Below are 12,204 nucleotides of genomic sequence, written 5' to 3' on the forward strand. Positions count from 1 at the left end.
ACCCCGTCCGTCGGGGGGGGGGGGCGGGGGGCCCCCCCCCCCGCCGCTCTCTCTTCGCCCGGACTCCCGGCTCAGAACTCCCGCAGCCGCCGCTCCAGCCGCCCGATGGCCGCGCGGACCCCGCCCCCGTAGCCGTCGTCGGCCCCGTCGTCCGCGAGAACGCCGGAGGCGTCCCTCGCCCGGTCCAGATGGACGCGGGCCGCCGCGGGACGCTGGAGCTTGACGTAGTCCGCCGCGAGGTTGAGGTGGAGCGACGGGTAGAAGGCACGCACCGCGAGGGCGTCGCGGTGTTCCGCCACCCGCTCGTCGGTGAGCGCCTGAGCGGCGGTCAGCGCCCGCAGGTCCCAGGCCAGCTCGTCCCCGGGATCGTCCTGCGTGTCCGCCATGTAGTGCGCGAGAGTGCACCGGTGCAGGGCGTCACCGTCCTCGCCGATCTCCGCCCAGAGCAGGCCGAAGCGGTTGCGGGCCTCCTCCCGGTCGCCGCCGTGCAGCAGCATGATCGCCTGGCCGATTCTGGTCATGACGACGTCCGGCGACGCCTCCTGCTGCTCCGTCACTGCGGTCTCCCTCGCACCCGTCCACCTGCGCCCGGCCGGATCCGACGGTTTCCGGACGGTTCCGGATGGTTCCGGCCGGTTCGACGCTAACCGCCGCGACGCCCAATCGCACTCAGGCTCCGGCGCGCCATCAGCCCAGGTCGGGGATGCGCCAGTCGATGGGCTGGTGCCCCTGCGCCGCGACGGCCTCGTTGATCCGGGTGAACGGGCGGGACCCGAAGAACTTCCTGGCCGAGAGGGGCGAGGGGTGCGCGCCCTTCACCACCACATGGCGTTCCTCGTCGATCAGCGGCAGCTTCTTCTGCGCGTAGTTGCCCCAGAGCACGAAGACCGCGGGATCCGGGCGGGCGGCGACCGCGCGGATCACCGCGTCGGTGACCTTCTCCCAGCCCATGCCCTTGTGCGAGTTGGCCTCACCGGCGCGCACCGTCAGCACGGCGTTGAGGAGCAGCACTCCCTGCTCGGCCCAGGGCATCAGATACCCGTTGTCCGGGACCGGCAGGCCGAGCTCCTCCTGCATCTCCTTGTAGATGTTCCGCAGGGAGGGAGGGGTCTTCACGCCCGGCCGGACGGAGAAGCACAGCCCGTGCCCCTGGCCCGCGCCGTGGTACGGGTCCTGCCCCAGCACCAGCACCTTCACCCGGTCGTACGGGGTGGCGTCGAGCGCGGCGAAGACCTCCTCGCGCGGCGGGTAGACCGGCCCGGCGGCCCGCTCCTCCTCGACGAACTCGGTGAGCTCCTTGAAGTACGGCTTCTGCAGCTCTTCGCCGAGGACGCCGCGCCAGGACTCGGGCAGCAGGTCGGTGTCGGTCACTTCAACAACCTCCGGTAAGCAATTGGTTCCTGACCTCAGAACCTACCGTCGGCCACTGACAGCGGGCCCGGGAGCCCGCTCCCTACCAGCTCGCCTTGCGGTACAGCTCCCACATCTGCATGACCGTCTGCGGGTCCAGCGCCCGCTCGCCGCCGCCGATGTCCTCGCCCGCCGCCACGTACAGCTTGCCCTGCCACAGCGGCAGCAGCCGGACGTCGTCGACGAGTGCCTTCTGCGCCACCTCGAACTGCTGGCTGACCGCGCCCCGGTCGCTCTCCTTGCGGGTCTGGGGCAGCACCTGCTTCGTGATCTCGTCCTTCACGTAGGGCATGCCCGTGATGCTGTCCTTGCCGACGAAGGGGGCGATGAAGTTGTCCGGGTCCGGGAAGTCCGGGAACCAGCCTCGGCCGAAGACGGGGTACTCCCCCTTGGTGAAGCCCTCCTGGAACTTGTTCCAGGGCCGGCTCTTCAGAGTGATCTTGAAGAGACCGGAGGCCTCCAGCTGGCGCTTGAGCTCGTCGAACTCGGGAGCCGTCGAGCTGCCGTACCGGTCGGTGGTGAACCAGAAGGTCATCGAAACGGGCTTGTTGATACCCGCGTCGGTCAGGATCTTCTGGGCCTTCTTCCTGCTCGGATCGCCGAAGGTGTCGAAGAAGCTGGTCGTGTGCCCGGCGATGCCCTTGGGCACCATGGAGTACAGCGGCTCGGAGGTGCCCCGGTAGACCTTGGCCACCAGCGCGTCCCGGTCCACGAGCTGGGCGATCGCCCGCCGCACGGCCGGGTTCCCCGCGGCCGGGTCCTTCGGGTTGAAGACCAGGAAGCGGATGTCGGCGCCGACCGTCTCGACGAGCTGGAGGTCGCTCTTCTTGTTCTGGTTGTCCTCCAGGCTGACGACCTCCTCGGCGGACAGGCCCCGGTAGGTGGCGTCGATCTCCTTCTTCTCCAGCGCCTTCACCATGGCGCCGGACTCCTTGAAGTACCGAATGGTCACGGCGTCGTTCTTGCGGTCGGCGAACCCCTTGTAGTCGGGGTTCTTCACCAGCACGGAGCGGTCGCCCTGCTTGTACGAGTCCAGCAGGTACGGACCGGAACCGGTGACCTTGCCGTCGTCGCGGATCTTGTGTTCCGAGTATTCGCTGGGCGCCACCAGTGACATGGCGGGGGTGGCCAGCACGAACGGGAAGGTGGCGTCCGGCTTGGTCAGATGGAAGATGACCTCGCTGTCCCCCTTGGTCTCCACCCGGTCGAGCGAGCCGAGCATGCCGTTGGGCCCGCCCTTGACCGCGATCGTCCTGATCCGGTCTATGGAGTACTTCACGGCCTCGGCGTCGAGCTTGTCGCCGTTGGAGAACTTCAGACCCTCGCGGAGCGTGCAGCGGTAGGCGGTGCTGGTGGTGTCGGTGAACTTGCAGTGGTCCGCGGCGTCGGGCTCGGGGGTCGTACTTCCGGTGGGGAAGCTGACCAGGGTCTGGAACACGTTGCGCATCAGTTCCCAGGAGCCGTCCCACGCCGCCGCCGGGTCGAGGGTGGAGGGTTCGCTGGTCGTCCCGACAGCTAGCTTCTGCTCCACATCCGAACCGCTGTCGGACAACAGACCGCAGCCGGCCAGCAGAGACAGGGAAGCAAGGGCTGCAGCAGCCTGCAGACTGGCCCGGTAGAACACGTGCACGCTCCTCGATCAGCCATGGGTCGGCAGACCATACCGCAGCGCCCCGCCGGGTCAATCCAGAGGCCCGACGGGGCACTTGACTCAATCAGGGCCAAACCGGCTCAGGCCGTTCTCAGCCCACGCCCGCGTTCAGGAAAATGCCGCCGTCGACGACGAGGGTCTGCCCGGTGATCCAGTCGGACTGGTTCGAGGTGAGGAAGGCGGCCGCGCCGCCGATGTCCTCGGGGACACCGAGCCGGCCGAGCGGGTAGGAGGCGGCGGCCTCCGCCTCGCGCCCCTCGTACAGGGCCTGGGCGAACCTGGTCTTCACGACCGCGGGAGCGATCGCGTTGACCCGTACGACCGGCGCGAACTCGTGCGCCAGCTGAAGGGTCAGGTTGATCATGGCGGCCTTGCTCATTCCGTACGCGCCGATGAACGGCGAGGCGGAGACGCCCGCGACGGAGGCGATGTTCACGATCGCCCCGCCGTTCTCCTTCTGCCAGGCCTTCCAGGTCTGCTGCGCGAAGCCGAGCGCCGAGACCACGTTCGTCTCGAAGACCTTGCGGGCGACGTTGAGGTCGAGTTCGGCGATCGGGCCGAAGACCGGGTTCGTACCGGCGTTGTTCACCAGGAAGTCGACCCGACCGAACGCCTCCATGGTCCGCTCGACGGCCGCGGCCTGGTGCGCCTCGTCGTGCGCCTTGCCCGCCACGCCGATGACCCGGTCGGACCCGAGCGCCTCGACGGCCTCCTTCAGCGCGTCCTCGCCGCGTCCGGTGATGCACACGCGGTCACCGCGGGCCACGAGCGCCTCGGCGATGCCGTAGCCGATGCCCCGGCTCGCGCCGGTGATCAGCGCGACCTTTCCACTGTCCTGCACAGTCATGATGTCCGCAGCCCTTCGGGTCAGTTGAGCGGTCCGCCGGCGACGTACATGACCTGGCCGGAGACGAAGCCGGCGTCGTCGCCCGAGAAGAAGGCGATGGCGTTGGCGATGTCCTCGGGGAAGCCGACGCGCTGCACCGGGATCTGGGTGGCGGCCGCGGCCTGGAACTCCTCGAAGCCCATGCCGACCCGGGCCGCGGTCTGCGCGGTCATCTCGGTGACGATGAACCCGGGCGCGACGGCGTTGGCGGTGATGCCGAACTTGCCGAGCTCCTTGGCGAGGGTCTTCGTGAAGCCCTGCAGACCCGCCTTGACCGCGGCGTAGTTGGCCTGGCCTCGGTTGCCCAGCGCGGAGGACGAGGACAGCGAGACGATCCGGCCGAACTTCGCGTCCACCATGTGCTTCTGGACGGCCTTCGCCATCAGGAACGCGCCCTTGAGGTGCACGTTCATCACGGTGTCCCAGTCGGACTCGCTCATCTTGAAGAGCAGGTTGTCGCGGAGCACACCCGCGTTGTTGACGAGGATCGTCGGGGCGCCGAGTTCGGCGGCGACCCGCGCGACGGCGGCTTCCACCTGAGCGCTGTCCGACACGTCACAGCCGACGGCGAGGGCCTTGCCCCCGGCGGCGGTGATCTTCTCGACGGTGTCCTTGCAGGCCGCCTCGTCCAGGTCGAGTACGGCTACGGCGCGGCCCTCGGCCGCCAGACGTACCGCGGTGGCGGCACCGATGCCCCGTGCCGCTCCCGTCACGATGGCTACGCGCTGCTCGGTGGTGGACATGCTTGGTTCTCCTCGCCCTTGGATCGCGGCTCAGCGGACGTCAGGCACATTCCCTGCGAATGATCCCCGATAACTGAGCAACCGCTTAGTACCTTCAGCAGTCGAGACGCTAGAAGGCCTGGCACCCGGTGTCAACGGCCCACGGACGCAGCGTCGCATGTCACACCCGGCGCCGCCGCCGCCGGAGACACGGCGGCAACGGCACACGGGCCGCGATCAGCGCACCAGCAGGTCGAGCAGCCGCTCCACCTCGGCGGCCGGGTCGGTCGTGAGGCCGCTGTGCACGGGGCTCGGCTGGATGACGGTCGAGCGCGGGGCGATCAGCCAGCGGAAGCGCCGTCCGGCGTCGTCGCCCGCGGCCTGGCCCGCGTCGCGGCCGCCGAGACAGATCCCCTCGACGGCGTGCAGCGCGGCCCGTACGCCGGTCACGTCGGCGGCCGGGTCCAGCGCCTTCAGCTTTCCCTCGTCCAGGTCGGTACGGGCGGCGACGAATCCCTTCGCGCGGCAGTAGACCACCACGCCGGCGTTGAAGAACTCGCCGCGCTGGACCCTCGGCACCACGCGCAGCAGGGCGTACTCGAAGACAACACGTTCACTCACGGCCGGCCACCCTTGTCGCTGTTCTCGGTGTCGTGCCGCGGGGCGAGGCGCTCGACGAGCCAGCCCGGGGCCTGGGACGGCTTGTCCGCGGTGGGGGCGTCCAGGGTGATCCGCTCGTGGATGGTGGCCGCCCGCGGCAGCAGCGCCTCCACGTAGGCACGCCGGAGCTGATCGGTCGAGTCGAAGCCGGGCTCGTCCACCAGCCACTCGTCCGGCACGTCGGCCGCCACCTCGGTGAGCAGCTCCTCGGTGACGAGCGGAGCGAGTTCGGCGGCGGCCGCCGCGACATCGGGGGCGAACGGGGCCAGTGCGTGGTCCGACGCGTTGTACGGCTTGGCGGCGGAAGCCCGGGCGCCCGGCCAGTTGTGGTGCCAGATCATCGTGGCCCCGTGGTCGATGAGCCAGAGGTCGCCGTGCCAGATCAGCATGTTCGGGTTGCGCCAGGACCGGTCGACGTTGTTGATCAGCGCGTCGAACCAGACGACACGTCCGGCCTCGCGCGGATCCACCCGGTAGGCGAGCGCGTCGAAGCCGAGGGAGCCGGGCAGGAAGTCCATCCCGAGATTGAGGCCGCCACTGGCCTTGAGGAGCTCCTGCACCTCCTGGTCGGGCTCGGAAAGACCGATGACCGGATCCAGCTGCATCTGCACGAGTTCGGGGACGCGCAGCCCGAGCCGACGGCCGAGCTGCCCGCAGATCACCTCCGCGACCAGCGTCTTGCGGCCTTGCCCGGCACCGGTGAATTTCATGACGTACGTACCCAGATCGTCGGCCTCGACGATCCCGGGGAGTGAGCCGCCCTCACGCAAAGGCGTGACATAGCGAGTCGCTACGACCTCTTTCAACACTTTCCTAGGCCACCGATCTATTCAGCCTTGCAATCCATGGACGACCGCTATGGGGCGTAGAGACAGGGATCACCGGTCAACCGCGCTGGGGAGAACCTGGGGAGTTCCGGCCAGCGAGTCGGCACCCGCCCTCCGAGCAGACCGTCGATGACGCCGCGCACCTTGCTACCGGCTTCCGGCATGAAGTGAGCATAGTAACCGAGGGTGATCACCGGCGAGGAATGTCCGAGCCACCGAGCCAGTCACGAGCATGGAGCCCCGGGGCGTGCTCTCGCGTCACGGCAACGACCGTGTGAGCCAGACCACTTCACCGTTGTCTTCCGTGGAAACGTGATCCCGCTCGAACCCGAGCTTCTCAAGGACACGGAGGGACGGTGTGTTCCACGCACGGACGGTCGACCAGAGCCGTTTCCGCCCGGTTGCGATAGCGGCACCGAGCACCGCGCCGGCCGCCTCGGTGGCGTAACCACGCCCATGCACCCGCTGGAACAGCTCATACGCGATTTCAGGCTCCTCCACGGTGGAGCGGCCGATGATCAGCCCGCAGTAGCCGATGAAGTCGCCTTCGTCACGGCGCTGGATGGGCAACAGGGCGATGCCCGTAGTCGCCGTCGCAGTGAGCAGCTCCGCGATGGACGTCCGGATGTGCTCAACCGTGGGGGTCCCCTTGCCGCGTTCGGAGAGGAGGGCGCAGAACTCAGCAGCGTCCGACTCGTCCCACGGCCGCAGCATCAGCCGCTCGGTCTCAAGGTGGAACGACATCGTCTCGTACGTAGCCATGCCCCCACTTTGCCCCACGGACCATCGCGACTACAGCTGGAGTATTCGGACACCAGTGGCCAATCGGCTTGGGCCAGGCAGGAAGCCGCAGCCGGAGAAGGCGGCCCGCATCCTGGCGAAGGCAGCATCGCCAGGCGTTCCTTCTCCGACGCCCCCGCGCGGGGCTGATCAGCCGGTTCGCCATCAGCACCGCGAACAGGTCCAGCGCGTCGTTGACGGGCTGAGATCACGTTTCCCCCCGCGGGTGGTCCCGTTCTCCCGGCGTTCCCGCGAACTCGGGCGCCAGGTCTGGTCGAACGACTCTCAGGGACGACAGATGTCGGGTTCGAGGAGGGGCTATGAGGCAGCAGCGTGTCCCGCTGCGGAGAGGAGCTGGGCGGAGTAGGGGTTGAGTTCGATGGGTTCGTCCTCACCGACGAGGACGGTGCCGCCGAGGTGGGCGAGGTGGCGGTTGTAGGCGTAGTTCGGCTCGAAGGCGAAGCTCATGCCCGATACGAGCGTCATCTCGGCGAGGAACGCGGGGTAGTCGAAAACGCGCGGGTATCCCTCGGTGCCGGGGAGGGTACTGAAGACTCCTCGGCCCTTGCCTACCGAGAGGCCCGGGTTGAGCGAGTGGACGGCGATGAGGAAGGGCCATCCGTCGGCAGCGTCGATGGGCTCGTGCATGGCCTCGACGACGTCGCCGAAGGTACGGCCCGGTCGCAGGGCGCTCAGCCCTGCGTCGTAGGCGGCGCGGGCGACGTGGCCGGCGTGGTGGAAGTCCTCGTGCACCTCGCCGACGGTGATGGTGACCTGGCTCTGGGCGTGACGCCCGCCGAAGTTGGAGAACACCTCGGCGTAGATGACGTCGCCCTCGGCCAGGACGCGCGGCGTCTCGGGCCGTTGTCCCCACGACGGGATCCCGGCGGCAATCACATCCGGACCGGACCACAGGTGCATCGCCGGTGGCATCGAGCCTTTCCGGTAGCCCTCGGCCATGCCCGCCGCATAGACGTGGCTCTCCGGGACGCCGGGCGCCGCAGTTGCGACCATGGCCCGCACCATGGCGTCACCGATCTGGGCGGAGTGCCGGAGCACGGCGATCTCCTCTTCGCCCAGGGGCATGATGAGCTGCCCGAAGGCGAGGTCGATTGGCCGGAACTCCGCTTCGGGGAACCGATCGAGGACCCGGCTCCACTGACCGTGCGGGATGATCCCCTCCGGGTTCCACGGCAGGTGCGCGCCGAGGCCGACGACTCCGATGACAGCCTTTTGCAGGCCCAGTTCGGACAGCGTCTCGATAATGGTGGAGGAATGGCGGGTGCCACGCAGGTTGCGTGGCGGGATCCACATCTTCTCGCCGCGCCGGGAGGCTTCGAGATGGTCCATCATGAACATGGGACCTGGCATGAGCGCGATCGGCTCACCGGCTTGCGGGAGGATGACGAGTGATCCCGGCCGGCTGTTGGTGAACCATGTGTCGTAGGCGACCGGCGCGGGGCCGGCGTCCTCGTGTTCTCCGTAGATCAGCAGTGCATCCAGCCCCTCGTCGGCCATGAAGGACCTCGCGAGTGCGTAGCGGCGGTCGCGCTCGGCCATGGAGAAGGCCGGTACCCCGGTGGTGGTCATACCTCTCGTGCCTCCTGGGTGGATGTGTCCGACACGGTGGTGGGGGGCGATGTGTGTCCGGGCGGCTGATCGTGGAGGAGACCGATCAGGAACCGCAGTCCTGCCCGGACATCGGTCCAGCCGGACCGGGATCGCAGTCGGCCGCTCGCATCGGCATCGATCAGGCCGTGGGCCGTCGCGAAAATGATGATCCCGAGGTTGTTGCTGGAGGACGATGGAAGGGCGCCGGCCTTCTGGCAGTCGACGACGATGTCGGAGAACACCTGCAGCGCCGTCTCGGCGGCCTCACCCAGGGTTCCGCCCTGCGCGGCGACGTCGGGCGTGCCGAAGAGCAGCCGGTAGCGCGCTGGATGCTCCGTGCTGAACCGGATGACGACATCAAGCGCGTCGAGCAGGCGCTCCACCGGGTTCAGGGACGATTCCCCAATCGTTCTCCAGGACTCTGTGATCGCGGTGAAGTCGGCCGCGGCGACAGCGGCGAGCAGGTCGTCGCGGCTCGTGAAGTGTTTATAGGGTGCGTTGTGCGAGACCCCGGTCGCGGAGCCGACCGCGCGCAGCGTCACAGCCGCCTGCCCGCCCTCGTCGAGAAGTTCCGCCGCTGCCGCCACCAGCCGTTGCGCGGTGCTCATCGGACTCGGGCGGTTTCGTCGTCGTCCGCCGTTTGCGCGACGAGCCGCTCCGAGTCCTCCCACAGCTTCTTCGCACGCCGCCTGTCATAGGTCAGATGGGCGGAGCGGACGGAGGACAAGGCTCCGTCGTTGGCTTGGAAGTACTCACCGGAGCGGTCTCCGTACTCCGGTGAGCATGCAAGCTCGGCCAGGGACGCGCCGGAGAACTCGACGTCGGAGACGACACCACCGATGCGCTTGGTCAGCCACGAGAACACCGAGGTGGCAGCGAACCACTGGACGGCCTTGGGCATGCCACGCAGGAACCCGGTCGTCGGCACGGAACCCGGGTCGTAGGCGATCGAGACCACCGTGCTCCCGGCACTGCGGAGACGGCGGTCCAGCTCGTAGGCGTACATGATCGTGCACAGCTTCGAGGTGGCATAGCGCTTACCGGCGCTGAGCGCCTTGCGGCCGCCCTTGCCGTCATTGGCCAGCAGGGCGGCGTCCGGCTCGACTGCGGCACCCACCATCCTGCCGTCCATCGAGTCCCGGTCGTGCGTGCCACTGGCGGTGAACACGATCCGGGCCGCCTCTCCCAGATACGGCAGCAGTAGATCGACGAGCAGGAAGTTCCCGAGGTAGTTCGTGGCGAACGTGGTCTCGTAGCCCTCGGGACTGTAGGTGACTTCGCCGTCGAAACGGCCCCCGGCGTTGCAGACGAGCGCGTCGAGCGATCCGACCTCGCCTGCCTTCCAGAGCTTGGCCACCTCGGCGGCGGCACCGCGAACCGACGCCAGCGACGAGGTGTCGAGCGCCAGCAAGGTCACCGATACCCCGTACTTCGCCGTGAGGTCGTCCTTGACCGGCTGCATTCGCTGCGCACTGCGTCCGGCCAGCACAAGGTCAGTTCCCTTGGCTGCGAGCTCACGGGCCGCAGCCAGACCGATGCCTGAGTGTCCGCCCGTAATGAGGATCGTGGACATGATCAATACCTCCTGGTTGACAATGTCAACCTACCGAGCGAGGTGTACACCGTCAACCAAAGCGGGTGCGGCTTGGCCGCGACGCGTTGGATGCGAACCGTCGCCCCCGTCGGGGGCGGAGGAGATCGAAGATCACCGCAGCGGCTTCTGGCCCGACCTGTGAACTCATGGTGGCGACGTGCGTACAGCTGCGGTGTCGTGCAGGGGAAGGCTGCGCAGGCCGGTGGCGCGGGCGGCCCGGATGCGGTCCTCGGTCCGGGCCCGCACCCGGTGGCGGAGCTCGGCGATCGGCCGGTCCGGGGTGTGGGGGGGCGAAACAGGTCAGCCGCCGCCCGCCCCCGCGCCAGTGATCCTCAACTGGGCTCCTGGATGGGGGCGTTCCCCGCGGATGATCAGCCATATGCCCATGGGCCGGCCGTCCTGGACGTCGCCGGGGAGTTCGACCACGCAGGCGCCGTCGCGGACCTCGCGGCTGCACTTCATGAGCCAACTCCCAAAGTCACGGCGAGTGCAACGAGTACAGCGAGGAGGGCGGCGTTGACCGTTCGGTGTTCCCAGAAGACCGCGACGAACTCCCGGATAGTGGCGCTCGGCCAGAAGTACGAAGCGGTGGGAGAGCCCAGCACCTGACCGCGCACGCCCTCCCGGCGAGCGGTCATGGCCGCGCGAAACGCATGGAAGTTGTTCGTCACCACCACGCACGCGTAGCGTTCGTCGGCCGCCGCCATCATCCTGCGGCTGAAGCGCAAGTTCTCCGACGTCGTACGGGAGCGGGGCTCCTCCAGCACGAGGTCCGGATCGGCGCCTTCGGTGATCAGCCAGTGGCGCATCGCCTCGGCCTCCGGCAGGTGTTCGTCGGGCCCTTGACCACCGGAGACCAGCAGCACCGGAGGAGCCGCGCCACGCGCCACCTGCTGCTTGTGGATGCTCAGCCCGGTCCGTAGCCGCGAGGCGAGCAGCGGGGGCACGCGTTCACCGCCGATGAGGCCCGAACCCAGCATGACCACGTAGTCCACGTCGCCGCGCACCCGGACACGCCCGTACAAGAACGCGTAGGCGAGAAAGCAGAGGAAGAGGAACGCGATGTAGCCGGTGACCAGCACGACGGCCAGGATGAAGGACCGATACGCCTTCGAGTCGCCGAAGTAGTCGGCTGTGGCAACCAGCGTGAGGATGGCGAAAATGCCCACCCCTGCCAGGCCGGACAGGAGGTTGGCGGGCCTGCGGCCTTCTTTGCGGATCATGGTGAGGGCGTTGGCGATGAGGAACCCGCCGAGGATCAGGATGGCGAAGGCGGGGACGAGGAAGACGAGCGAGTACACCAACAGGGCCAGTTTCTCCGGCAGCCGGTCCACCTGCGTGAGCAGGGCAAGGGAGAGGCTCAGCACGGTCAGGCCGAGCAGGACGGCGTTGCGGAACTGGCGGCGGTCCTGCCGTACGCCCCAGCAGAACGATAGGAGAAGGACGGCCGGCGGGGCGAAAGCGAGCACTGAGGACCTCGGGGGCGTCGGCCGCGTGGTGGCGGCGCGGTGCGGACGGGGTGGAGTTGAGGCTGCGGCGAGTGTGGCGCAGGCGACGGCTACTGCCCGGACTGGCGGTTGTCTTCGATCCAGTCCTTGTTCGTCTGCCAGGCGTACAGGATGTCGTTCTCCAGCGAGACGTAGTAGGAGCCGCAGTGGCTTGTCGCACGGTTCGCGGCGTCCGAGGGGAACCACGAGGCGCTGATCTCCGGGGCCGGGGCTGCTGAGCCGTTGAGTGGCTTGCACTGCGCAGGCAGTCGACTGTTGCCGAGTTCGACCTTCAGGATGCGTTCACCGCCGGTGGTCCGCATCGCGTATTTCACGGATGCAGCGTCGTCCGGCAGCCAGCGCGGCACGGATTCACGATCTTCCTTTGCCTCTTTCCCTGTGTCGTAGGAAGACGTCTGCCCATGTCGTCCGTCGTACCACTGTTCGGCCTCGGGTACGGCCACTGCGGCTGCGACTCCGACCACTGCCACGGCACCTACGACGCCTATCAGAACGGCACGCATGTTCTCTCCTTTTCGCATTCGCCTTCGCGTGGTGACACACGAGGGGATTGGT

The 12,204-nt window shown here is 68.2% G+C and carries 13 protein-coding genes and 1 pseudogene; all 14 read right to left on the minus strand.

Going from position 1 to position 12,204, the window contains the following annotated elements; genetic code table 11:
* Nucleotides 1-71 precede the first annotated feature (71 nt).
* Nucleotides 72-557, minus strand: coding sequence for a hypothetical protein (locus tag ACFVJX_RS10940; RefSeq protein ID WP_384131800.1), 486 nt, complete (start codon nt 555-557; stop codon nt 72-74).
* Between the two features lie 130 nt (nt 558-687).
* Nucleotides 688-1,371 carry a uracil-DNA glycosylase gene (locus ACFVJX_RS10945; RefSeq protein WP_384131798.1) on the minus strand — a complete coding sequence of 228 codons (684 nt, stop codon included), beginning with the start codon at nt 1,369-1,371 and terminating at the stop codon, nt 688-690.
* Nucleotides 1,372-1,453: 82 nt separating this feature from the next.
* Entirely contained in the window at nt 1,454-3,034 is a 1,581-nt protein-coding gene (locus tag ACFVJX_RS10950) for an ABC transporter substrate-binding protein (protein WP_384131795.1), read from the minus strand.
* Between the two features lie 118 nt (nt 3,035-3,152).
* Nucleotides 3,153-3,908, minus strand: a complete 756-nt coding sequence (locus ACFVJX_RS10955; protein WP_384131792.1) for an SDR family oxidoreductase — start codon at nt 3,906-3,908, stop codon at nt 3,153-3,155.
* 20 nt (nt 3,909-3,928) lie between these two features.
* A complete protein-coding gene (gene fabG, locus ACFVJX_RS10960) occupies nt 3,929-4,690 on the minus strand; it encodes a 3-oxoacyl-ACP reductase FabG (RefSeq protein ID WP_384131789.1) in 762 nt (253 codons plus the stop codon).
* Nucleotides 4,691-4,906: 216 nt separating this feature from the next.
* Nucleotides 4,907-5,290 (minus strand): DUF3037 domain-containing protein, encoded by a 384-nt coding sequence (locus ACFVJX_RS10965; protein WP_384131787.1) that lies wholly within the window; start codon nt 5,288-5,290, stop codon nt 4,907-4,909.
* Nucleotides 5,287-6,138 carry a HipA family kinase gene (locus tag ACFVJX_RS10970; protein WP_384131785.1) on the minus strand — a complete coding sequence of 284 codons (852 nt, stop codon included), beginning with the start codon at nt 6,136-6,138 and terminating at the stop codon, nt 5,287-5,289. Before ACFVJX_RS10970 ends, ACFVJX_RS10965 begins: the two co-directional genes overlap by 4 nt.
* A 276-nt stretch (nt 6,139-6,414) precedes the next feature.
* Nucleotides 6,415-6,918 (minus strand): GNAT family N-acetyltransferase, encoded by a 504-nt coding sequence (locus ACFVJX_RS10975; protein WP_384131782.1) that lies wholly within the window; start codon nt 6,916-6,918, stop codon nt 6,415-6,417.
* Between the two features lie 336 nt (nt 6,919-7,254).
* The gene (locus ACFVJX_RS10980; protein WP_384131779.1) at nt 7,255-8,526 is read right to left on the minus strand and encodes a M24 family metallopeptidase; all 1,272 of its coding nucleotides are present in this window, start codon (nt 8,524-8,526) and stop codon (nt 7,255-7,257) included.
* Nucleotides 8,523-9,134, minus strand: a complete 612-nt coding sequence (locus ACFVJX_RS10985) for a TetR/AcrR family transcriptional regulator (RefSeq protein WP_384131776.1) — start codon at nt 9,132-9,134, stop codon at nt 8,523-8,525. Before ACFVJX_RS10985 ends, ACFVJX_RS10980 begins: the two co-directional genes overlap by 4 nt.
* Before the next feature lie 17 nt (nt 9,135-9,151).
* Nucleotides 9,152-10,120 carry an SDR family NAD(P)-dependent oxidoreductase gene (locus tag ACFVJX_RS10990; protein ID WP_384131773.1) on the minus strand — a complete coding sequence of 323 codons (969 nt, stop codon included), beginning with the start codon at nt 10,118-10,120 and terminating at the stop codon, nt 9,152-9,154.
* Between the two features lie 189 nt (nt 10,121-10,309).
* Nucleotides 10,310-10,588: pseudogene (locus tag ACFVJX_RS10995) on the minus strand (IS1380 family transposase); the annotation flags it as partial.
* Nucleotides 10,589-10,599: 11 nt separating this feature from the next.
* A complete protein-coding gene (locus ACFVJX_RS11000) occupies nt 10,600-11,610 on the minus strand; it encodes an ElyC/SanA/YdcF family protein (protein ID WP_384131770.1) in 1,011 nt (336 codons plus the stop codon).
* Nucleotides 11,611-11,699: 89 nt separating this feature from the next.
* A complete protein-coding gene (locus ACFVJX_RS11005) occupies nt 11,700-12,152 on the minus strand; it encodes a hypothetical protein (RefSeq protein WP_384131767.1) in 453 nt (150 codons plus the stop codon).
* Between the last annotated feature and the right edge of the window lie 52 nt (nt 12,153-12,204).

Source organism: Streptomyces sp. NPDC127177, assembly GCF_042672475.1.
Taxonomy (GTDB): domain Bacteria; phylum Actinomycetota; class Actinomycetes; order Streptomycetales; family Streptomycetaceae; genus Streptomyces.